The 21,494-nt window shown below is 74.6% G+C and carries 17 protein-coding genes; 6 read left to right on the top strand and 11 right to left on the bottom strand.

Going from position 1 to position 21,494, the window contains the following annotated elements:
* Genes J421_RS29615 through J421_RS29605 form a run of 3 tightly spaced genes read left to right on the top strand, consistent with a single transcriptional unit; the run spans nucleotide 1 to nucleotide 2,155 of the window.
* Nucleotides 1-369: a response regulator gene (locus J421_RS29615; RefSeq protein ID WP_025414750.1), complete on the top strand. Its 369-nt coding sequence runs from the start codon at nucleotides 1-3 to the stop codon at nucleotides 367-369.
* Nucleotides 366-974: a hypothetical protein gene (locus J421_RS29610; protein ID WP_025414749.1), complete on the top strand. Its 609-nt coding sequence runs from the start codon at nucleotides 366-368 to the stop codon at nucleotides 972-974. The genes J421_RS29615 and J421_RS29610 overlap by 4 nt, the downstream gene beginning before the upstream one ends.
* Nucleotides 975-976: 2 nt before the next feature.
* Nucleotides 977-2,155: a sensor histidine kinase gene (locus tag J421_RS29605; protein WP_158508986.1), complete on the top strand. Its 1,179-nt coding sequence runs from the start codon at nucleotides 977-979 to the stop codon at nucleotides 2,153-2,155.
* A gap of 17 nt (nucleotides 2,156-2,172) precedes the next feature.
* Here J421_RS29605 and J421_RS29600 read toward each other — a convergent pair whose 3' ends face one another.
* Genes J421_RS29600 through J421_RS29590 form a run of 3 tightly spaced genes read right to left on the bottom strand, consistent with a single transcriptional unit; the run spans nucleotide 2,173 to nucleotide 6,175 of the window.
* Nucleotides 2,173-2,643 (bottom strand): DUF983 domain-containing protein, encoded by a 471-nt coding sequence (locus J421_RS29600; protein WP_158508985.1) that lies wholly within the window; start codon nucleotides 2,641-2,643, stop codon nucleotides 2,173-2,175.
* A 54-nt stretch (nucleotides 2,644-2,697) separates the two neighbouring features.
* A complete protein-coding gene (locus J421_RS29595; RefSeq protein WP_025414746.1) occupies nucleotides 2,698-3,966 on the bottom strand; it encodes an NAD(P)/FAD-dependent oxidoreductase in 1,269 nt (422 codons plus the stop codon).
* 16 nt (nucleotides 3,967-3,982) lie between these two features.
* Entirely contained in the window at nucleotides 3,983-6,175 is a 2,193-nt protein-coding gene (locus J421_RS29590) for a TolB family protein (protein ID WP_158508984.1), read from the bottom strand.
* Nucleotides 6,176-6,272: 97 nt separating this feature from the next.
* Between J421_RS29590 and J421_RS29585 the strand changes: the two genes are divergently transcribed.
* The gene (locus J421_RS29585; protein WP_148306628.1) at nucleotides 6,273-6,995 is read left to right on the top strand and encodes a hypothetical protein; all 723 of its coding nucleotides are present in this window, start codon (nucleotides 6,273-6,275) and stop codon (nucleotides 6,993-6,995) included.
* 5 nt (nucleotides 6,996-7,000) lie between these two features.
* On the opposite strand, the gene J421_RS29580 is transcribed toward J421_RS29585, so the two are convergent.
* A complete protein-coding gene (locus tag J421_RS29580) occupies nucleotides 7,001-10,123 on the bottom strand; it encodes a BTAD domain-containing putative transcriptional regulator (protein ID WP_025414743.1) in 3,123 nt (1,040 codons plus the stop codon).
* A 44-nt stretch (nucleotides 10,124-10,167) separates the two neighbouring features.
* Complete coding sequence (locus J421_RS29575; RefSeq protein WP_025414742.1) at nucleotides 10,168-10,659, bottom strand: SRPBCC family protein; 492 nt, start codon at nucleotides 10,657-10,659, stop codon at nucleotides 10,168-10,170.
* A gap of 159 nt (nucleotides 10,660-10,818) precedes the next feature.
* Here J421_RS29575 and J421_RS29570 point away from each other — a divergent pair, with 159 nt between their 5' ends.
* Entirely contained in the window at nucleotides 10,819-11,673 is an 855-nt protein-coding gene (locus tag J421_RS29570; RefSeq protein ID WP_025414741.1) for a PEP-CTERM sorting domain-containing protein, read from the top strand.
* Nucleotides 11,674-11,952: 279 nt separating this feature from the next.
* Here the strand turns inward: J421_RS29570 and J421_RS29565 are convergent, their stop codons facing one another.
* Both J421_RS29565 and J421_RS29560 read right to left on the bottom strand, forming a co-directional pair.
* Nucleotides 11,953-12,777: a carboxypeptidase-like regulatory domain-containing protein gene (locus tag J421_RS29565; RefSeq protein ID WP_025414740.1), complete on the bottom strand. Its 825-nt coding sequence runs from the start codon at nucleotides 12,775-12,777 to the stop codon at nucleotides 11,953-11,955.
* A gap of 150 nt (nucleotides 12,778-12,927) precedes the next feature.
* Nucleotides 12,928-13,518 (bottom strand): hypothetical protein, encoded by a 591-nt coding sequence (locus J421_RS29560; RefSeq protein ID WP_025414739.1) that lies wholly within the window; start codon nucleotides 13,516-13,518, stop codon nucleotides 12,928-12,930.
* Nucleotides 13,519-13,658: 140 nt separating this feature from the next.
* Between J421_RS29560 and J421_RS29555 the strand changes: the two genes are divergently transcribed.
* Nucleotides 13,659-15,311 (top strand): tetratricopeptide repeat protein, encoded by a 1,653-nt coding sequence (locus tag J421_RS29555; protein WP_025414738.1) that lies wholly within the window; start codon nucleotides 13,659-13,661, stop codon nucleotides 15,309-15,311.
* Here the strand turns inward: J421_RS29555 and J421_RS29550 are convergent, their stop codons facing one another.
* From J421_RS29550 to J421_RS29535, 4 genes are all read right to left on the bottom strand, one after another.
* Nucleotides 15,312-15,701: a hypothetical protein gene (locus J421_RS29550; RefSeq protein WP_148306626.1), complete on the bottom strand. Its 390-nt coding sequence runs from the start codon at nucleotides 15,699-15,701 to the stop codon at nucleotides 15,312-15,314.
* 178 nt (nucleotides 15,702-15,879) lie between these two features.
* Nucleotides 15,880-18,279, bottom strand: coding sequence for an ADOP family duplicated permease (locus tag J421_RS29545; protein ID WP_025414736.1), 2,400 nt, complete (start codon nucleotides 18,277-18,279; stop codon nucleotides 15,880-15,882).
* Between the two features lie 87 nt (nucleotides 18,280-18,366).
* Nucleotides 18,367-21,141: an ADOP family duplicated permease gene (locus J421_RS29540; protein ID WP_025414735.1), complete on the bottom strand. Its 2,775-nt coding sequence runs from the start codon at nucleotides 21,139-21,141 to the stop codon at nucleotides 18,367-18,369.
* Entirely contained in the window at nucleotides 21,138-21,467 is a 330-nt protein-coding gene (locus tag J421_RS29535; protein WP_025414734.1) for a PadR family transcriptional regulator, read from the bottom strand. The genes J421_RS29540 and J421_RS29535 overlap by 4 nt, the downstream gene beginning before the upstream one ends.
* Nucleotides 21,468-21,494 lie beyond the last annotated feature (27 nt).

The raw sequence follows: 21,494 nt of genomic DNA, 5'->3' as shown, positions 1-21,494 counted from the left end.
ATGGCGACGATCATGATCGTGGACGACTCCAACTACACCCGCCGCACCCACCGGCGGATGATGGAGGACGACGGGCACGTCGTGCACGAAGCCGCCACCGGCATGGCCGCGATCGAGGGGTTCTTCGTGCACCGTCCCGACCTCGTGCTGCTCGACCTCACGATGGAGGACATGGGCGGCATGGAGGTGCTCGAGCGGCTGCGCGAGCTCGACGCCGGCGCGCGCGTCATCGTGGTGAGCGCGGACGTGCAGCGCTCGACCGCGAAGCTCGTCGCCGAATCGGGCGCGCTCGCGTTTCTCGGCAAGCCCGTCTCCGCCGAAGGACTCCGCCAGGCCGTGCGCGACGCGCTCGGCGCGGGGGCGCCGTGAACGTCGAGCAGCTCGACAAGGACGCGCTGACCGAGTTGTTCAACATCGGGCTGCACCGCGCCGCGTCCTCGCTGTCGGAGCTCACCGGTCAACGCATCCTCGTCGAGCTGCCACGACTGTGGATCTGCCCGATCGACGAGACGTACACACGGCTCGTGGAGTTCCTCGACGGCGATCTGGCCACGGTGCACCAGATCTTCAAGGGCAGCGTCACCGGCGACGCCGTGCTCGTGCTCGACTACGCGAGCGCGACGCGGCTCACTGGCCTCATGACCGACGGCGGCGTGGCCGTCGGCGGGCGGCTCGACCAGTCGGCGCGCGAGGTGCTCGCGGAAGTCGGCAACGTCATCCTCAGCTCGTGTCTCAGCTCGTTCGGCGACATGCTCCACGTCGCGGTGACGTTCTCGGTGCCGCGCATGCACGTGGAGTCGCTCGAGGGGCTGCTGCGCTCGCTGCAGGTCGACAGCGAGGAGCTGAACTACACGCTGCTCGCGGCGACGCGGTTCCGCCTCAGCGAAGGCGAGGTCGGCGGCTATCTCATGATCGCCGTCGGCATGCACTCCCTGGCGCTCATCGCCCGCGCGCTCGCGGCGCGGGAGGAGTGACGGTGCCGCTGCAGGAGTCGCCGCTCACATCGTTAGGCGCCGAAGCACTCCCGCTGCTCTCCGAGCTGGGCGAGGTGCTCGAGCTCGGGATCCTCACGCTCGACTGCGACCTCGTCGTCCGCGGGTGGAATCGCTGGCTCGCCGCGGCCAGCGGTGCGGTCGCGGCGGACGTCGTCGACCGGCCGCTGCTCGACGTGTTCCCGGGGTTGCGCGACACGCCCGCGGAGGCCGCGCTGCGCCGAGCGCTCGTCGGCGTGACGACCGTCTGGGCGCACCGGTTCCACCGCTACTTCCTGCCGCTGCCGTCGCCGCCGGGCCACCACGACTTCGAGCACATGCAGCAGAGCGCGCGCATCGTGCCGCTGCTGCGCGATGCGCGCGTCGACGGCGTGTTCGTGCTCGTGCAGGACGTCACGGAGCGCGTGGCGCGCGAGGAGGAGCTGCGCGACGCGCTGCAGCGGGCGGAGACGGCGAGCCGCGCGAAGAGCGAGTTCCTCGCGTCGATGAGCCACGAGCTGCGCACGCCCCTCTCCGCGGTGGTCGGGTACATGGAGCTGCTCGAGGGCGAGATGGTCGGCCCGGTCGAGCCGCTCCAGAAGACCTATCTCAGCCGGGTGAAGGCGGCCGCGCGGCACCTCATCAGCATCATCGAGGAGATCCTCACGTTCTCGCGCGTCGACGCGGGCAAGGAGGAGATCCACCCGGTGGTCGTGGACGTCGCGCCGCTCGTCGAGAGCGTGGGCGAGCTGTTCGTGCCGCAGGCGCTGCAGAAGGGGCTCGCGCTCGTCGTGAACCAGGCCGCCGAGGGGGTCACGCTCGGCACCGATCCGACGAAGCTGCGGCAGATCCTGATCAACCTGCTCGGCAACGCGCTGAAGTTCACGGACGCCGGCCAGGTCACGCTCGACGTCGAGGCGACGAGCGACCGCGTCGTGTTCCGCGTGCGCGACACGGGCCCCGGCATCGTTCGCGAGAACCTCGAGCGCATCTTCGATCCGTTCACGCAGATCGATCAGTCGCTCACGCGCGTGAAGGGCGGCACCGGGCTGGGGCTGCCGGTGAGCCGGCGGCTCGCGCGTCTGCTCGACGGCGACCTCAGTGTCGAGAGTGCCGCGGGGCAGGGCACGACGTTCACGCTGTGGCTGCCGCGGAACGTCGGCGTGCGGGCGGCGGAGGGATAGCGCCGCTCGGCGAGCGCTCAGCGCGGCGCGTCGCGCTCGGTCTCGAACTGCTGCGTGGCGCTGCGGTGCCACTCGAGCTCCGACGGCGTGACCGGCCGCAGCGCGAGGTCGAACGCGAGCCACAGCAGCTTCGCGAACGGGAAGAACGCGAACAGCTCCACGATCACCAGCACCGGGAGCCCGTTCTGCAGCAGGTCCCAGGGGGTCGTGCGCGTCACGAGCAGCGTGACCACGAGGACGGCGTACGAGAACAGCCCGACGAGCGCGAACAGGATGAACGCGAAGCCCATCACGGTGTCGTGCTCGCCGCGCTGAAGCCTGAGCCCGCACGTGCCGCACTTCACGCGCAGCTTCATCCAGCTCTGGAGCACCGGCCCCTTGCCGCAGTGGGGGCACCGCAGCAGGAACGCGCGCCCGAACAGGCGCAGCATGCCGCGGACGGTGGGGATCGCCATCCCGGTCTCGGAGCTCATCTCCGGACGGTTCATCATCGACTCCATGCTCGATTGCAGACGGTTGTGGTGGTGTGGTGCTGCCTAAGTCTACACCGTCGCCGCCGACCCGAGCGGCGCGACGTCGACCCGCGTGACGTCGGGCCGGAAGAACAGCGCGATCGTCCAGTCGAGGATCATGCGCAGGCGGCGGTCCCAGCGCGGCATCTGGAACAGGTAGTACGTCCGCCGGAACCACCACGCGGGAAAGCCGGTGAGCCGCACGCCCATGAGCTGCGCGACGGCGCGCGTGCCGCCTAACGACGCCATCGTCCCGAGCGACCGGAAGTGGAACGGCATGGGTGCCCGTCCGTCGATGGCGGCGACCACGTTGCGGGCGAGCTGCTTCGCCTCGCGCGTCGCGAACTGTGCGAGCTGCGGGTACGGGCGGCCGTCGGGCCCGGTGATCGCGGCGCAGTCGCCGAGCGCCCACACGTTCGGGTGGCTCCGACTCCGCATCGTCGCCTCGACCGCGATCCGCCCGCGCGCGTCGTGGTCGACCGGGATGCCGAGCGCCGCGCCGTTAGGCACGATGCCCGCCGCGAGTACCACGGTGCCGGCGTCGATCGGCCCGTCCGCGAGCAGCACGCGGCCCGGCTCGATCGCGCGCACGGGTGTCCCGCTCCGCAGCTCGGCGCCGCGCTTCCGCAGCACGCGCACGGCGACGTCGGCGAGCTTCGCGTCGAGCTCGGGGAGGATGCGCGGCCCCGCCTCGTACAGGTGGAACCGCACGTCGTCGCGCGGGATGCGCGGGTAGTAGCGGAGCACCTCGTCGGCGAACGCCGTCAGCTCGCCGAGCAGCTCGACGCCGACGAGCCCTCCGCCGATGACGACGACGGTCAGGCACCGTCGTCGGTCGGTGGGATCGGCCGCCGCGTCGGCCCGCTCGAACCGCTCGATGAGATGATTCCGCAGCACGAGCGCGTCCGCCATGGACTTGAACGTGAGCGCGTGCGCGGAGCCGGGGATCAGCGACATGTTCGTCGTGCCGCCCAACGCGACCACGAGGTCGTCGTACGGGAATTCGTGCATGGCGCCGCCCGCCGCGGTCGCGCGCACCACCCGCCGCTCCACGTCGACCTCCTCGACGGTCGCCTCGACGAAGCGCGCGCGGCGCAGGGCGGGGCGGATGGGCTGCGCGCAGTGCCGCAGCTCGAGCGTGCCGGAGCACGCCTCGAACAGGAGCGGCGTGAGCACGAAGTAGTTCTCGCGGCTCACGAGCGTGATCGTGACGTCGTCGCGCGCGCCGAGGAGGCGCTCGAGGTGGCGCGCCGCCGTCACGCCGCCGAAGCCGCCGCCGAGCACCAGTATGTTGTGCATCTCGTCCTCCCTGGATCTACCGACGGGCGCCGTCGACACGGCGCCGCACCGCACCGAGGAAGTTCAGCACCATCGTCACGTGGTCGGGCGACTGCCGCTCCGCGGGGGCCGCGGCCGGCAGCAGCGCGGCGATGCGCTCGCCGTCGGGCGCGACGTCGAAGCCTGGCAGCACGCCCGTGTCGCCTAACGGCGGCGCGCCCGAGCCGCCCCACGGCCGCGGCGGGTCGACGGTGAACGTGGCGCCGCGCACATGGAACGTAGTCACGAACACACGCTGGTCCTCGGTCTGGTAGAGCAGCTCGCGGCCGTTCGGCGACCAGCGCGGAACGCGTCCGCCGGTCGGCGACACGCGCACCGAGGCCCCGCCGCCCATCCGCCGCACGTGGATCTCCCACGCGCCCGACTCGTTCGAGCCGTAGGCGAGCCACCGGCCGTCGGGCGAGATCGCCGGGTACACCTCGAATGCCGACGTGCGCAGGAGCGAGGTCGGGGTGCCTAACGCGGCGCGCGCCGAGTCGCCGCCGAGCGGCGCCGTCCACAGGTCGAAGCCCGTGCCGGGATGCAGTGCGTAGTACGCGAGCAGCCTGCCGCCCGGCGCGACGGACCACGGGACGGCGACGTCGCTCACCGGCAGCAGCACACGAGGCGCTTCCGCGCGGTCGACGCGCAGCGACGCGATGCCGCCGCGGCCGCCCACGAGCAGCGTCGCGTCGGACCACCACAGCAGGCCGCCGTGCTCCGCGGCCGCTCCCGTGAGGCGCCGGGTCTCGCCGCTCGCCGCGTCGTGCACGAGGATCGCCCCCTGGCCCGCGTCCATCGAGGTCACCGCGAGCCGCCGGCCGTCGCGCGACAGCGCCGGCCACGCGTAGCGCCCCGGCCGGTCGAGCAGCGGCGACACGCGTCCCGCGCGGTCGATCCACGCGACGACGAACCGCCCGCTCGCCGCGCTGCGCCGGTAGACGAGCGTGCCGCCGCCCGCCGGCGACACGTCGAGCTGCGCATAGCCGAACGCGCGCGAGTATGCCACGTCGTCGAGCACTGGCACCGCCGTGCCGGTGACGGCAAGGCGGGCGACGTCGAACGACGCGGCGTACAGCGTGCCCTGGTTCACGTACGCGAGATAGCCGTTAGGCAGCCAGCGCGCGTACGTGCCGCCGCGGACCACGCGCCGCCGAGTGCCGGTGCGCGGGTCGTACACCTCCACGTCGGCGCGGTCGGTGTCGATGCGCGTGTGGCGCGTGTAGAGCACCGCGCCGCCGGGCAGGATCTGCGGCCACACGGGCTGCGCGTGCTCCGCCGAGAGGTCGACGAGCACGCGTGGTGCGCCGCCCGCTTCGGGGACCCGCCACAGCCCGCCCGTGGGGTTGAGCGCGGCCACGATCGTGCCGTCGTCGCCCCACGCGGCGCCCAGCACGTCGGTCGCCTCGCACAGCACCACCGGCGAGCCGCCGTCGGTCGGCGTCTTCTTCAGCGCGCCGTCGGCGAAGAACCCCACCCACCGGCCGTCGGGCGACAGGAACGGCACGCGCGCGCCGTCGGTGCCCGCCAGCCTGGCGACGGCGCTCTCGTCGAGCCGCCGCGTGTACAGGTGCGCGAGCCCCGCGCTGTCGCGCGCCACGAACACGAGTCGCGTGCCGTCGCGCGCGACCGCGACGTCGGGGCCGACCTCGGATCCGAGCACGCCGTCGGAACGGAGCTCGACCTCCAGCCGCAGAGGTGTGCCGTCCATGTCGCGCACTCGCGTCGCGCGCGTCCACGCGACGGCGGCCACGATGCTCAACGCGAGCGCCGCGCCGGCCACGCCCCACACCACGCGGTCCGGCGGCCCGACGCGTCTCCCCGCCGTCGTCGTGGTCATCGCGTCGCCGCGCGGGGCGAAGCGGGGCACGTAGCTCCCCTTCGGCAGCGCGATCACGACCGGGTCGTCGGCGCCGTCGGCGGCGTAGTAGCGGGCCAGGCGCTCGCGCAGCCGCGACGCCTCCGCGCGCACGATCGGGTCGGTGCGCGGGTCGAACGCGACGCCGCGGCCGAGCGCCTCGGCGCCGAGCGTGTACTCCTTCAGCCGCTCGTCGTCGCCGTCGAGCGCGCGCTCCACGACGAAGCGCAGCAGCGCGCTCGACCGGTCGGCGCGGCGGAAGCCCGCGCTCGCCAGGACGCGGTCGAGCTGCGCCAGGATCTCCTCGCGGTCGGGTGCGGGCGTGTCGGGCACGTGCGGTACCTGCGTGGTGCGGTACGCGTGCGGTTCGGTGCTTGTCGCACCCGCGTCGCCGGCCGACGCTGTGCGCGACACGAACATGGAGCCAGCGATGACGACGGACACGATGCGGGTCGCGGCGCCGGCCGAGGCGCGACGCACGCGACGATTCTACGTCGGCATGACGGCGGCGGCGATGGTCGTCGTCTTCGTCGGGTTCGCGCCGAGCTATTACCTGCGGGCGCTCACCGCCGCACCACCGATCCCGACCATCGCGCACGTGCACGGCGCGGTGTTCACCGGGTGGCTGGTGCTGCTGCTCGCCCAGACGTCGCTCGTCGCCGCGCATCGGGTGGACCTGCACCGCCGGCTCGGCGTCGCCGGCGGCGCGCTCGCCGCGGCGATGCTCGTGCTCGGCGTGCTCGCGTCGCTCGACGGCGCGCGGCGCAACCGTACGTTCGGCGCGTTCCCCGACGGGCTCGCGTTCATGATCGTGCCGCTCGGGGACATCGCGCTGTTCGGCGGGTTCACCGCGGCGGCGCTCCACTTCCGCTACCGGCGCGAGACGCACAAGCGGCTGATGCTGCTCGGCACGATCAGCCTCACGTGGCCGGGGATCGTACGCATCCCGGTCGTGCAGCGGCACATCCCGCTGGGATTCCTGCTGCTGGCGGCGCTCCTCGCCGCGGGACCGATCCACGATCGGCTGGTCATGGGTCGAGTGCACCGCGTCTACCGGTGGGGCGCGCCGCTCGTGTTCCTGTCGCTGCCGCTCCGCGTCGCGATCGGCACGAGCGCGTGGTGGCACCGCGTCGCCGCGTGGATGGTGCGGTGACCGTCCTACCCGAGCCGGATGCGCTCCGCGATCCCCTGCGTGTCGCGCGACGGCGGCACGCCGACCTCGCGCCGCAGCAGCGTGACGAGCGCGTCGTAGTGCGCGAGCGCGCGCGCCCGCTCGCCCGACGCCGCCCACAGCACCATCAGCTCCCGGTGCGCGCTCTCGCGCAGCGGCTCACGCGTCACGAGCGCGCCGAGCACGCGCGCGCCCTCGGCGGCCCGCCCGACGCGTGCGTGCTGCCGTCCGAGCGCCTGCACGCCGTCGGCCCACGCCGCTCGCACGCGGTCCTGGTGCTCGACGATCCAGTCGCCGAGCGCGAGACCGGGCGCGAGATCGCCGCGCGGGCCGCCGTCCGCGCCGACGCCGAGCGCGCGCTCCGCGTCGGCGAGCGCCGCCGCGTCGAGCGCCTGCTGCCGACGCTCGGCGCGGGCGAGCGCGTCGGCGGCGGCGAGCAGGTCGTCGACGTCGCACGCGAGGCGGACGCCGGGCGCGGGCTCGCGTGCGAGCGCGTACCGGCCGTCGACGACCGTCACCCATCCGCGCTCGCCGCCGATCGCGCGCCGCAGGCGGTGCAGCGTGACGTGGAAGACGCCGCGCACCTGCGCCGCGGAGGCGTCGGGCCACAGCGCGAGGCCGATCTCCTCCTTCGTGCGTCCCTCGGGGTGGCACACGAGGTACAGCAGCAGCTCGCTCACCTTGCCGCCGGGCAGCTCGCCGGCGCCTAACGGCACGCCGTCGCGCGCCACGACGAGCGGGCCGAGCACCCGGACGGCGAGCGGCGCGACGGCCGGCGACGCGGGGCCTGACGCGGCGGGCGGCGCGGCCTCCGGCGCGCGCACGCTCCGCTCGGCGCCGGTCACGTCGGCATCGAGCACGTCGGCATCGCGCGCGAGGGCGAACAGCCCGTCGAGGTCGAGCGCGGCGCCGGCGGCCCACTCCGCATCGAACGTCGCGCGCGGCAGCGTCGCGCGCACCTGGGCGACGGTCGCGGCGTGCCGCCCGCGCTCGGCCTCGATCACCTCGGCGCCGCAGCGCGCGCGCAGCTCCGCGGCCGCGCCGAGGAGACGGGCGGCCGCCGCGTTGCCGCGCGCGGCGCTCGACGAGGTCACGGCGATCGTCGCCAGCGTGTCGAGCGCGCACGACAGGAACCATGCATCGGGCTCGTCGTGCAGCACGGCGACGCTCTCGCGCATCGACGCGGCGGCGGCGGCGAGATCCTCCGCGGCGAGCTCCATCTCTCCCTTCTCGTAGAGGCTGCGCGAGAGCAGCCACGTCTCGCCGACCGCGCGCAGCCGCGCGATCGCGTCCGCGTACTCGGCCGGCGCGCGATCGTACGCGCCGCCGAGCCGGCCGATGTACGGACGGCGGCAGCGCATCACGGCGTCGAGCCACGCGTCGCCCGACTCGCCGGCGATGCACACCGCGTCGTCCGCGGCGCGCCGGCTCTCGTCCACGCGGCCGAGCGCGGCGAGCGCGAGCCCCCTCTGCTGGCGCATCATCGCGCGCCCGCGGGCAGCGCGCAGCGCGTCGTCGGTGCCGCCGGCAGCGACGGCGCTCCACAGCGTCTCGGCGCGCTCGGCGGTGCGCAGCATCGGCGCGCTCTCGCCGGCGAACCATTGCAGCGCGGAGAGCGGGAACAGCAGCTCGGCGAGCGCGCGCTGATCGGCCGGGGAACGCGCCGCGTCGGACACGCCTTCGGCGTCGGCGGCGGCGAGCGCCGCCTCCACGCGGCCGCGCGCGTCCTGCCACGACACGCCGGAGATCCAGAACCACGCGAGCGCACCGACGATGCGCGCGGCGAGCATCGGCTCCGCGCCTAACGCCCAGTCGAGCGCCCCGCGGATCTCGTCGACGTCGCGGGCGAGACGCGCGACCGTTCGACCGCGCGCAGCGCTCCACGTCGCCGGCGCGGCGGCGGAGGCGAGCGCCTCCACCCAGCGCGCGTGGCGGGCGTGCGTGCGCCGCGCCTCGTCCGGGTCGGCGCCGAGTCGATCGAGGCCGTACTGCTTCACCGTCTCGAGCAGGCGAAAGCGCGTCTCGCCGTGGTGGTCGCGCGCCTCGACGAGCGACTGCTCGACGAGCCGGCCCAACGCGGCCACCGCCGCCGCGCCGTCGGGGATCGCGTCGCCGTGGCCGGCGGCGCCCACGGCCTCCACCGCGTCCGCGGTGAACGGCCCGCGGAACACGGCGAGCCGCGCCAGCAGCGCGCGCTCCGCCGGCCGCAGCAGCTCGTAGCTCCAGTCGAGCAGCGCCTGCAGCGTGCGGTGGCGCGGCAGCGCGGTGCGGCGGCCGCGCGTGAGCAGTCGGAAGGCGTCGTCGAGCCGCGCCGCGACCTGCTCCACGCCTAACGCGCCGACGCTCGCCGCCGCCAGCTCGAGCGCGAGCGGCAGGCCGTCGAGCCGCGCCGTGATCGTGGCGACGGCGGGGGCGCTCGCGTCGCTGAGCGCGAACGCGGGGCTCGCCGCCTGCGCGCGCTCGACGAACAGCCGCACCGCCTCGTAGTGCGCGATCGCCGCCGCGGTGGGCGTCGTCGTCGGCGGCGAGGCGAGCGGCGGCAGCACCCGCACCTGCTCGCCCTCCACCGCGAGCGCCTCGCGGCTCGTCGCCAGCATGGCGAGCGACGGCACCGCGCGCAGCAGCCGCTCGACGAGCATGGCCGCCGCCTCCACCACGTGCTCGCAGTTGTCGAGCACGAGCAGCGTGCGCGGGCCGTCGTCGCCGCTCGACGCCGGGCCGACGCCGCGCAGCACCTCGGCCACCGCGTCGAGCACGTCGCGCCCGGGCGCGGGACGCACGCCGAGCGCGTCACCGATGGCCGGCGCCACGGCCGATGGGTCGGAGACCGGCGCGAGCTCCACCCACCAGACGCCGCCGGGAAACGGCGGCCGCCCGTCGTCGCGCGACGCCGCGCCGGCCGCGGCCACCTCGCGCGCCAGCCGGGTCTTCCCGGCGCCGCCGGGCCCCGTGATGGTCACCAGCCGCGTGCCACCCGCGCCGCCGAGCGCGCGGGCGAGGTCGGCGCGCTCGCGGGCGCGTCCGACGAACGACGAGAGGGCGGGCGGAACGTTGTGCGGGACGGCGGGCGCGGTCGGCGCGGAGGGTGTAGCGGCGGCGGCGTCGGACACGGAGAGGCGAAACGAGGACGTGAAGACTCCAGGAACGCTACTGGTCAGTCCGCCATTCGCGCCAGCACGGCGGGGGCCTCGGCCCTCGGCGCCCGCATCATCCGGCTCCACGCGGCGACCCACGCGGTGAGCCGTGCGAGGTCGCCCGCCGTGCGACGCGCGAGCAGACGGCGGAGCGCGGCCGCGTCGGGCGCCGCGCCGACGGCCGTGTCGAGCGCGACGTGCTGCAGCACGCGCGTGCCGTCGGGCGCCGGCTCGAACGCCAGCGTCGTCTCCAGCGCGAACGCGTCGCCCTCGGCCCGGTAGGCGAAGCGGGCGGGCGGGTCGAACTCGGTCACCCGGACGGCGAGGCGGTGGCGCTCGCCGAGTGCGCGGTAGAGGAGGACGAGCGGCGAGGTGCGGAGCCCCCGGCCGCGCGGCCGGCGCACCCCTTCGACGCCGCTCTGCCAGCGCACGGCGCCCTCGAGGCTGGCCGCGGCGGCGAACGCGGTGCGTGGCGGGTGCGGGACGAGCGCGGACGATTCGACGACGAACACCGGCGGGGGAGCTGAAGGGGAGGGGGAGCGATACGGCGAGCGTACGATGGTCCTCCCTGCTTACGGCGGCGCTTACACCGGGCACCTAAGCGACGGCGCAAGCGCGGGGCGCGACGTTCGGGCGCCGTTCCAACACGACCCCGACCGGAGACCGACGCCATGACGTTCCGCACGACACTTCCACGCCCCGTCCACGCCTGCCGCGTCGCGGGCTTCCTGCTCGCGGCGAGCGCCGTCGCCGTGCCCGCCGCCGCCCAGACCACGACGTACGTGAGCGGCCAGGTGGTCGACGCCGCGACCGGCGCGCAGGATCTCCAGGCGCTGCTCGGCGCCGCGAGCCTCACGACGCACGCGGCGCTGCCCGGCGCGTCGGCGGCGGCGGCGATCGACGTGGCGGGCGGCGCCGCGCACCTGTACGCCGGGACGTCGGGCTCGACGCACAGCGCCACGGCGTCGGCCGCGTTCGGCTACCACGTGACGCTGACGAACACCGGCGGTCCCGCGACGGTCGCGCCGATGCAGCTCTTCCTCGACGGCATCTTCCGGCAGACGATCCCCGGCTCGACCGACGGGACGCCGTACGCGAACGTGATCGGCCGCGCGTGGGACATCAACTCGGGTCGGCTCGTGTCGTCGGTGGACCTGTGGCTGTTCGGCGACGACGCGACCCCGGCGCAGCACGCGTGGGACGCGCTGCTGCTGCCGCGTCCAGCGATCGTCGGCGGCGCGACGACGTTCCGCATCGACTGGTCGTACACCGTGGCCGCCGACGCCGGCTGGGAGGCCGACTTCCAGAACACGGCGCGGATCTTCTTCCCGACGGTGAACGGCATCGCGTGGTCGGCCGACGCGGGCGTGCTCACGCAGCAGGCGCGCCCGGCGTGGGCGCAGGACGAGCGCGTCGACTACGAGGTCGACCCGTCCTCCACCACGACGCCGGAGCCGATGACGATCGCGCTGCTCGGCACGGGGTTGCTCGCGTTAGGCGCGGTCGCGCGTCGGCGCCGCGTCTGACGGCGATCGAGGGAGCAGGACAGAGCGACGCTTCGCGTGCTTGCGAGGCGTCGCTCGTCTGCATCTGGGGCGAGGTGACAGGCGAGTACTCTGGGGATCCACGTGCGATCGAAAGGATCTCGAGATCCTTTTCATCGCCGTCGGATCCCCAGAGTAGTCGCCCAGCACCTCCGTGCCGTCCGTGGTTCGATTCCGGGGGAAGCGCCAGTGCCAGCAATGGGGTCGGAGTCGATCGTGATCGATCGACTCCGACCCCATTTTCCTGCCGCCTTTCCGCGATCACCGATCCGGCGCCGAGACCTGCAGATCGATCGGGCCCGTGCGGCCGGTGAGGTCGCGCGGCCAGACGGCGGTGACGGCGTCGGCGAAGGAGCCGCCGGTCGTGAGGCGGATCGTGAGCGGACGGGCGGTCTTGCCCTGCGGCGCGAGCCGCGCGGTGATGGTGTACTTGCCGACCGGCACGTCCGCGATCCGCGAGCCGTCGGGCGCGCGCAGCGTCAGCGGGCGCGCCGCGCTGCCGTCGACGAGCGGTCCGATGGGCGTGAACGTGAACTCGATGTCGCGCGCGTCGGCGCCGTCGGGCCAGTGGAAGATGTCGATGTGCGCGTAGACGGTGCCGCCGTAGTAGCCGTCGGTGAGCTCCGGCCGCTTGCCGGTGAGCCGCCAGTCGAAGTTGCGCACGGCGCCGTCGAGCCCCGAGAACGACGCGTCGGTGTCGGGGTGCAGGTCGAACACGTACTCCTGGCCGTTGTACGTGCGCGTGACCTGCGCGGTCATGTGCCACGTCGCGGCGATCCGGCTGAGATCGAGCTTGTAGCGGCCCTGCGCGTCGGTCGTGCCGGTCACGTTCGGGTCGTAGAACAGCGTGTTGTCGGCGACGACGCGCACGCCGGCGAGCGGGCGCCCCGCCGCGTCGACGATGGTTCCGGTCACGATCCCGCTGCTCGGGTTCGGCTGTCCCGACGTCGTCGGCGGCGGCGTCTCGCCCGGCGGATCGGTCGGGGCGCTCGCGTCGGCGGAGGCGGCGCACGCGGCGAGGATCCCCGCGGCGGCGAAGACGGATGCGGTGCGGGCGAGGTGGAAGCGGCGTGTCGGGGTGCGCATGGCGGTCACGGCGGCGGATGGTGGAGCCCGCGAGGCGGGCGGTGAGCACGCCGTGACGTTAGGCACCGCCGCTTGCCGGCACGCTTACACGTGCGCGTGCACGCTCGGAGACGACGTCGCTTGACCGTCGCCGACCGAGGGGCCATGGTTTCACGGGCGGCCCTCGGCGAACGTGCATGCACCGCGGTACGTGAAGGTGGGGTTCCCCTGCGCGTTCAGGCCGGTGCCGACCACGTCGAGCGTGCAGCGGACGTTCGGCCCCGCGATGCGATCGAGCAGGTACACGCGCCCCCGCTCCTGCCCGGTCTTGAGGTCGACCTCGAAGTGGAACCGATCGTCGTGGAGCATCACCGGCGCCGATCCGGCGACCGTGCCCGAGTAGACCTGGTCGCCCGTGTTCACGAGCGTGCCGCGCACCGTGTCCAGCACCGTCGTGACGTGATACAGGACGCGTCCCTTGAGATCTCCCGACAGCTCGATGATCTCCGTGCTCGTCCGGATCATCCCGGTCGGCGTCGCCTTCGTCGAATGAACGACGGCGGTGGTGAGGCCGTCGGTCCCGACGCCGCTCACGGTGATGGAGCGCGCGCCCGCGACGCTCGCGGCTCGTTGGGCCGAGGCGCTCCGAGGCGCGTACGGCGCGGTCGTGCCGAACTCGGTCGGCAGGAGCGCGCTGCAGTCGTGCAGGACGGCGGCGCCGATGCTGCCGAAGACGGCGATGGCGGAGCGGGCGGAGATCATGAGCGGTACCTGGTGAGAGTCGGTCGCGCGTGGGATCTCCGCCGAACGTATGGAGGCCGGTCGGACGGCATAGACGACATGGTGGGCCGCCGCGCCGATGGCCCACTTCGGCCGCGTGCGGCCCACCGCGTGACGTCGCGATGACGCCCGCGGCGGACGCGGACCGCGCCGACCGCCTCGACGGCTGGAAGCAGATCGCCGTCTACCTGCAGCGCGGCGTGCGCACCGTGCGACGCTGGGAGCGCGAGGAGGGGCTCCCCGTGCACCGCCACGTGCACCGCGTGCTCGGCAGCGTGTACGCGTATCGGCCGGAGATCGACGCGTGGCAGCGCTGGCACCGCGACCTCGATCGCCCGCGCCCGTCCCCGCGCGCCGCCGAGGGCCCGGCACGCGTACCGTCGATCGCGGTGCTCTCGTTCGCGAACCTGAGCGCCGATCCCGAGAACGCGTACTTCGCCGACGGCCTCGCGGACGAGATCACCGCCGACCTCTCCCGGATCCGCGCGCTGCGCGTGATCTCGCGCACGTCGTCGGCGACGTTTCGCGGCGCCGCGAAGGACGCGCGGGCGATCGGCCGTGCGCTCGGCGCGCGCTACCTGCTCGAGGGCAGCGTGCGACGCGCGGGCGGCCGGCTGCGCGTCGCCGCGCGGCTGATCGACGCGGACGCCGACAGCTACCTGTGGGCGGAGACGTTCGACGGCGGCGTCGAGGACGTGTTCGCGATCCAGGAGCGCGTCGCGCGCGTGGTGGTCGGCGCGCTCGAGCTGCGCCTGACGAGCGACGAGGAGCGGCGACTGCTCGACCGCGGGATCGACGACGTGCACGCGTACACGTGCTACCTGCGCGCGCGGCAGCAGGGATGGCGGTGGCGCAGGGATGCCATCGACCAGGCGATCCAGCTCCTGCGCAACGGCCTCGCGATCGTCGGCGAGAACGCGCGACTGTACGCCGCGCTCGGCGTCGCGCACCTCCAGTACCGCGAGGCGGGGATCGACTTCGGCGAGGCGCCCCTCGCGGAGGCCGAGGCGTGCGCGCTGAAGATCTTCGCGATGGGGCCGGCGTCGGCGGCGGCGCTGCAGCTCCGCGGATGGATCCACTACGCGCGCTCACGCGTGCAGCACGCGGTGCACGATCTCAAGTCGGCGCTCGACCTGGAGCCGAACGACGCGGACACGCTGCTGCTGCTGAGCAACTGCTATCTCATCTCCGGGCACGTCGCGGCGGCGCGGCCGCTGCTCGAGCGCGTGGCGGCGATCGACCCGCTGACGCCGCTCACCCGCTGCATGCCGGCGTGGGCGTCGCTGCTCGAGGGAGACCGCGCCGCGGCGCTCGGCGCGTACGGACAGATGTTCGAGATGGACCCCGGCAACCCGATGGCGCGGCTGTTCTACGTCTGGGTGCTGCTGCTGAACGAGCGGGAGGACGCGATCCCCGGGCTGATCGCCTCGTTCCCGCCGGAGGTGCGCGACACGGTGCCGGCGCAGGTGGCGCGCTTCCTGGCCGGTTCCGTTAGGCGGGTGCGCGACGGGCTCCCGATCCCGCCGCTCTCGCCCGAGGTGCAGGCGGCGGCCGACGCGACCGACGTGTTCGCGCGGTTCGTGGCCGGCGGCTACGCGCGCGCCGGGGATGCGGCGTCCGCGCTGCGCTGGCTCGAGGTCGCCGTCGACCGCGGCTTCGTGAACCATCACTTCCTCGCGCGCGTGGATCCGTCGTTCGAGAGCCTTCGGCGCGAGCCGCGGTTCGTGCGGCTGATGGATGTGGCGCGCGACCGGCAGGAGCGGTTCGCCGTCTGATCACGCGCCCCGACGCGCGGCGAGTGCCACCGCGCCGATGAGCCGCGCCGCCGGCCCCAGGAAGTCGCGGTCGCTCCAGTACGCGGTGTGCGACACGTAGAAGTTCTCCCACCGCGCCACCGCCCGCACGGCATCCGACAGCCGGGGGCTCGACCTCGGCGGCGCGATCGCGATCACGCGCGGGAGCGCGAGCGTGAACAGCGGGATGTTGCTGCCGAACGTGACCAGCCCCGCGAGCGTGCGCATGCACACGAAGTCGTCGTCGCCCTTCGAGCGGCCGGTCTCGGGGTGCTGCGCGTCCCACGCGTAGTCGGACACGATCACGCTGCCGAGCGAGTGCGCGACGACGACGAGCGGCGCGTCGACGCCGCCGAGGTTTGCGCGGAGCACGCGCAACCGCTCGAGGATCCGGCGGTGGATCTCGTAGTACGCGCATCTGCTCGAGCAGCTCGCGCCCGCGGTCGTTCAGCAGGTCGGCCCAGTAGCCGCGCTCGAACGTCACCTCGTCTCGCTCTGCTCGCCCATCCCGTGCACCACGAGCACCCCGATCGGCATGTCGCTGCCTCCGTCAGTCCGCGCGCAGCGCTCGCGCGGGGTCGATGCGCGTCGCCCGCCGCGCCGGGAGCCACGCGGCGACGATCGCGACGGCGAACAGCAGCGCGGCGGCGCCCACGATCGCCACCGGATCGACCGGGCTCACCTCGAACAGCAGCGACGCGAGCACGCGCGACGACACGAGCGCGGCACCGAGGCCGACGAGCGCGCCGATGCCGCACACCACGAGCGCGTGGCCGAGGACGTCGCGTCGCAGACGGGCGGGCGTCGCGCCGAGCGCGGAGCGCACGCCGAGCTCGCGCGTCCGCTCGCCGACCGTGGACGCCAGGACGCCGTACAGACCGACCGCCGCGAGCAGCAGCGCGACCGCGGCGAAGCCGGAGAGGAGCAGGGCGCTCGTTCGCGGCTGGGCCATGGGCGCCGCGAGGTACGCGTCCATCGTCTGCGGCTGCCAGAGCGCGAAGTCGGGATTCACGTCGTGCACGGCGCGGCGGATCGCGGAAAAGACCGCCGCCGGATCTCCGATCGTGCGGAACGCGAACATCCCCTGGTTCAGCGACTGACGCCACGGCAGGAAGATCGTGGGGCTCGCCTCGCGCAGGCTGCGATAGTGGATGTCGCCCACGACGCCGACGACGGTGCGCCACGCGGTGCTGTCGAGGGACGCGTAGCGGAGGCGCTTGCCGATGGGGCTCTCGTTAGGCCACAGCCGCCGCGCCGCCGCCTCGCTCACGACGGCGACGCGCGGCGCGCCCTCGCGGTCGCTCTCCAGGAAGCCGCGGCCGCGCACGATGGGGATGCCTAACGTGCGGAAGTACTCCGCGCCGGCCAGCTCCACGGGGATCATCGGCGTCGCCTCGGCGTCGGCGGCCGACCGGCCCGGCAGCTCCGGCTTCCACGTCCAGACGTTAGGCCCGAGAAACGGCGGGATCAGCACCGGGGTCACGGCGACGACGCCCGGGATGGCCCGGATGCGCGCGAACACCTGCTCGAAGCGCGGCCCGTAGTACGTCATGTACTCCGCCCCGGACGCGCCCCGCTCGGGCACGTGAAAGACGATCTGCCCGAACGCGAGGCCGTCGGGCCGGTAGCCGAGATCCAACCGCTCCAGCCGCGCGAGGCTCCGGCTCAACAGCCCCGCGCCGGCGAGCATGAGGATCGCGAGCGCCATCTGCACGGCGACGAGCCCACCGCGAGCGCGGCGCCGGGCGCGGCTCTCGCGCCCAGCGCGGGCGTCGAGCCGCAACGGCGAGGCCGGCGCGGCGCGCGCGGTCGCCAGCGCCGGCAGCGCCCCGGCGAGCAGCACGGTGAGCACGGTGACGGCGACGCACACCGCGATCGGCACGCCCGTTCGCCCCACGAGGTCGGCGCGCGGCAGACGGTCCGCCGCGATCAGGAGCAGCAGCCGGAGCAGCCCCGTCGCCATCGCGGCGCCGGCGACGCCGCCCGCGACCCCGAGCACCGCGCTCTCCACCACGAGCTGTCGAGCGACGTCGCCGGTGCTCGCGCCGATCGCGCGCCGCACGGCGAGCTCCCGGGTTCGTCCCGCGCCGCGCACGAGCAGCAGACTGCCGACGTTCACGCAGGTGATGAGGAGCAGCAGCGCCGCGGCCACGGTGAGCACGACGAGCGCCGGGCGCACGCGACCCACCACCGCGTCCGTGAGCGCGTGCGTCTCGGCGCCGTCCACGCGCAGCTCGGGATCGCGTCGCTGCATGAGCGCGAGAACCTCCGCGCCGGCCGCGGCGGGGGTCGCGCCGGGCATCAGGCGCGCCACGAGATCGACGACGCAGCCGCCGGTCGTCGCGCACGGCGACCAGTAGGCCGACCCGGCAGGGTAGTCCAGCCCCGGCGGCGCCACGCCGACGATCGACACGTCCACGCCGAACGACGTCAGGTGCAGCTTGCGGCCGAGGACCGCGGGATCCCCACCGAAGTGCCGGCGCCACGTGCCGTAGCTCAGGACGATCACGGGCGTCGCGCCGGCCACGTCGTCCGCCGGGCGCAGCAGCCTGCCCAACACCGGCTTCGCGTCGAGGACGTCGAAGAAATTGCCCGTGACGCGCCCCTGCGGCAGGACCATCGGCCGGTCCCCGTCGACGAGTGCGAACGGGAACGCGCCCCAGTGCACGAAGCCGGCGACGGCGCGCATCGTTCGGGTCGAGTGCCGCAGCGCGTCGAGATCCTCCGATACGAGCGAGATCTCGACGCCGGCGCGCGTCGGCCACACGGTGGCGATGCGCCCGGGCGCCGTCACCGGGAGCGGCCGGCGCAGCACCGCGTCGGTGATCGCGGCCATGGCCGACGCCACGCCGATGCCTAACGCGAGGATCGCGACGGTCCCCGCGGCGAACGCCGGCGCGCGGCGGAAGCCCCGGAGCGCGAGGCGGACGTCGTGCGCGAATCGCTGCATGGGCTCTCCCATCGCGTCCCAGCCGAGTGCGTGGGCGGGGAACGCTAGTGGCGGGCCGCGGGTGCGCAAGCCGCTCGCGACGACGCGCTACTCCTCGCGCAGCACCACCGCCGGATCCACGCGCGTCGCGCGCCACGCCGGGAGCAGCGTGGCCGCCGTCGCCACGACGAGCAGCACCACCGCCACGCCCGCGAACACGCCGGGGTCGAGCGCCGGCACGCGGAACAGCAGCGGCTCGACGAGATGCGCCGCGCCTAACGCCAGCGCGAGCCCGGCGACGCCGCCCAGGCCAGCGAGCGCGAGCCCCTGCCGCACGACCGAGCGCACGACGACCGTGCGCCGCGCGCCGAGCGCCATGCGCACGCCCAGCTCGCGCGTCCGCTGGCCAACGCTGAACGCGAGCACGCCGTGCAGCCCGACGCCGGCGAGTAGCACCGCGAGCACGCCGAACGCGCCGAACAGCGCCGCGCCGAGGCGCCACGGCCGCAGCTCCGACGCGAACACCGTGTCGAGCGGCCGCACGTCGGCGTAGGGAAGGGCGGGCGCGGCGGTCTGCATCGCGTGCCGCACCGCCCCGGCCACCGCCCGTGGGTCGCCCGCCGCGGGACGCACGACGAGCACGCGGCCCGTCATCCCACGCAGCGCCTGCGACAGGGGCAGGTGCACGTGCAGGATCTCCTCCTCGATCCAGTCCTGCCGCCGCGAGTTCTCCGACACGCCCACCACGACGCGGCACGGCATCGTGTCGCTGCCCAGCTTCAGGCACTTCCCGATCGGGTCCTGCCCCGGCCACGCGCGCCGCGCGAGGCTCTCGTTGACGATCGCGACGAGCGCCGACGACGCGTCGTCGGCGTCGGTGAAGTCGCGGCCGCGCAGGATGTGCGTGCCCATCGCGCGGAAGAAGCCCGGGCGCACCGCGTTGACGTACGTGCCGCCGCCGGGCGGCAGCGGGACCGAATCGCGCCCCGGCACCACCGCACGGTCGCCCCACGATCCGCGGCCCGGCACCGTCCACGCGACGGCGGCGCTCTGCACGCCGGGCAGCGCGCGCACGCGCTCCTCCATGCGGCGGTAGAGCGCGTCGACGTCGCGCGGCGGCATGCCTAACGACTCGAGGTCCATCGTCGCGAGCAGCGTCCGGGCGGGCTCCATCCCGAGCCGCAGGTCGTACAGGTTGCGCAGGCTGCGCACGAACAGGCCCGTCCCGACGAGCAGCACGACGGCGAGCGCCGCCTGCAGCGCGAGCAGCGCCGTGCGCGAGCGCGAGCGCTGGACGCCGACGCCGCCGCGGCCGCTCCCGCCGACGAGCGTGGCGGCGAGCGCCGGCCGGCTCGCCTGCAGCGCGGGCACGATGCCGGCCAGCAGCCCGGTGATCACCGTCGCGGCCGCGGTGAACGCGAGCACCCGGCCGTCGACCGGCGCGTCGTCCCACGCGAGGTCGCCGAACAGCAGCGCGCGCAGCGCCGACGCGCCCCACGTCGCGAGCAGCAGCGCGACCGCGCCGCCGACGAGCGACAGCAGCACGCTCTCCGCGAGGAGCTGCCGGACGAGCCGCGACGTCCGCGTGCCTAACGCGAGCCGCACGGCGATCTCGCCGCGCCGCCGCAGCGCGCGGGCGAGCAGCAGGTTCGCCACGTTCGCGCAGGCGATGAGCAGCACGAGCCCCGACACCGCGCCGAGCAGCGCCGCCACGCGCCCGGTGAGCAGCTCCGCCGTCGCCGACGCGCCGGCGGACGTGCCGTGAAGCGCGGCGAGCAGCGGCACCGGGACGATCGCGCCGCCGAGCCGCGCCATGCGCGGCTCCCCCGCGTCGAGGTTCACGGGTGTCGCGCGCGCGCCGACGCGCTCCGGCGTCGCGCCCGGCGCGAGGCGCACGAACACGCGCAGCCACGTGCTCTGTCGCGTCGTCGCCCAGTCGGCGCCGCCGAACCGCAGTCCCTCGGCCGACGCGATCGGCAGCCACAGGTCGACGCTGCCGAGGTTCACGCCGGTGAACCCGCGCGGCGCGACGCCGACGATCGCGTAGCGCCGCTGGCCGATCTCCAGCTCGCGTCCGATCGCGGCGGGGTCGGCGCCGAGCGCACGCCGCCAGAAGCCCTCGCTCACCACGACCACCGGCGCGCCGACCGGCGGCACGTCCTCGTCCTCGCGGAAGAAGCGGCCGAGCGCGGGCTGCACGCCGAGCAGCGCGAAGTAGCCCGCGCTCACGAGCGAGCCGCGGGCGCTGCGCGCACGCTCGCCGCGCCCGATCGGCATCTCGTCCACGCCGTACGACACGGCGGCGACGCGCTGCACGTCGCGCCCGGGGCCGGCGAGCCGGTCGCGGAACGCCGCGAACGTGGCGTACGGAAACGTCGTCTGCATGTTCGTGTCGGCGTGCCACACCATGCGCGACGCGAGCTGGTAGACGCGCTCCGGCGCCGCGACGTGCGCCGGCATGCGCAGCAGCAGCCGGTCGACGAGGCCGAACACGGTGGCGTTCGCGCCGATGCCGAGCGCGAACGTCGCGATCACCGCGCCGGCGAATCCCGGCGTGCGGCGGAGCTGGCGCAGGGCGTAGCGCAGGTCGGTGACGGCGTCGTCGAGCCACTCGCGGATCCGCATGCGGGCCTCCCGTTCGCGTGCCGCGGCGACGAGCCGCTGGTGGACGTCGTCGACCGAGTCGGCGCGGCCGAGCCGGCGCAGCGCCTCGCGGCGCGCGGCCTCGGGCGCGAGGCCGCGCGCGACGAGCAGCTCGGTGGTGAGCGCGACGTGGTGCTCGATCTCCTCGCGCACGTCGCGCTCGACCCGCGCGCGGCGCCGCACCGCGAGGTGGAACGCGCGCCGGATGCCGGGGCGGATCGTTAGGCGGCCGCGGCTCACGCGCCCTCGAGGATCGCGGCGACGACCTCGGCGTAGCGCCGCCACAGCGCCGCCTCGCGGCGCAGGTGCGCGCGGCCGGCGGCGGTGAGGCGGTAGTAGCGCGCGCGGCGTCCCTTCTCGCTCGTCCCCCAATCGGCGGCGACGAGGCCGCGCGTCTCCATGCGGTAGAGCGCCTGGTACACGGCCGCCTCGTCGAGCACGAACGCGGCGCCCGAGCGCTCCTCGATCCACCGCGTGAGCTCGAAGCCGTGCATCGGCGCCCAGGCGAGCGCCTTCAGCGCGAGCACGTCGAGCGTGCCTTTGAGGAACGGGAGCGTATCCGGCATCCTGGTATAAGAGTCTCGTATCAAGAC

The organism is Gemmatirosa kalamazoonensis (assembly GCF_000522985.1).
GTDB lineage: Bacteria > Gemmatimonadota > Gemmatimonadetes > Gemmatimonadales > Gemmatimonadaceae > Gemmatirosa > Gemmatirosa kalamazoonensis.
This window is presented reverse-complemented; position numbering and strand designations above follow the sequence as displayed.

Coding starts and splice junctions, on each gene's coding strand:
- J421_RS29545 (WP_025414736.1), bottom strand. CDS start 18,279: ATGCAGCGATTCGCGCACGACGTCCGCCTCGCGCTCCGGGGCTTCCGC.
- J421_RS29595 (WP_025414746.1), bottom strand. CDS start 3,966: ATGCACAACATACTGGTGCTCGGCGGCGGCTTCGGCGGCGTGACGGCG.
- J421_RS29570 (WP_025414741.1), top strand. CDS start 10,819: ATGACGTTCCGCACGACACTTCCACGCCCCGTCCACGCCTGCCGCGTC.
- J421_RS29615 (WP_025414750.1), top strand. CDS start 1: ATGGCGACGATCATGATCGTGGACGACTCCAACTACACCCGCCGCACC.
- J421_RS29535 (WP_025414734.1), bottom strand. CDS start 21,467: ATGCCGGATACGCTCCCGTTCCTCAAAGGCACGCTCGACGTGCTCGCG.
- J421_RS29600 (WP_158508985.1), bottom strand. CDS start 2,643: ATGAACCGTCCGGAGATGAGCTCCGAGACCGGGATGGCGATCCCCACC.
- J421_RS29565 (WP_025414740.1), bottom strand. CDS start 12,777: ATGCGCACCCCGACACGCCGCTTCCACCTCGCCCGCACCGCATCCGTC.
- J421_RS29585 (WP_148306628.1), top strand. CDS start 6,273: ATGACGACGGACACGATGCGGGTCGCGGCGCCGGCCGAGGCGCGACGC.
- J421_RS29555 (WP_025414738.1), top strand. CDS start 13,659: ATGACGCCCGCGGCGGACGCGGACCGCGCCGACCGCCTCGACGGCTGG.
- J421_RS29560 (WP_025414739.1), bottom strand. CDS start 13,518: ATGATCTCCGCCCGCTCCGCCATCGCCGTCTTCGGCAGCATCGGCGCC.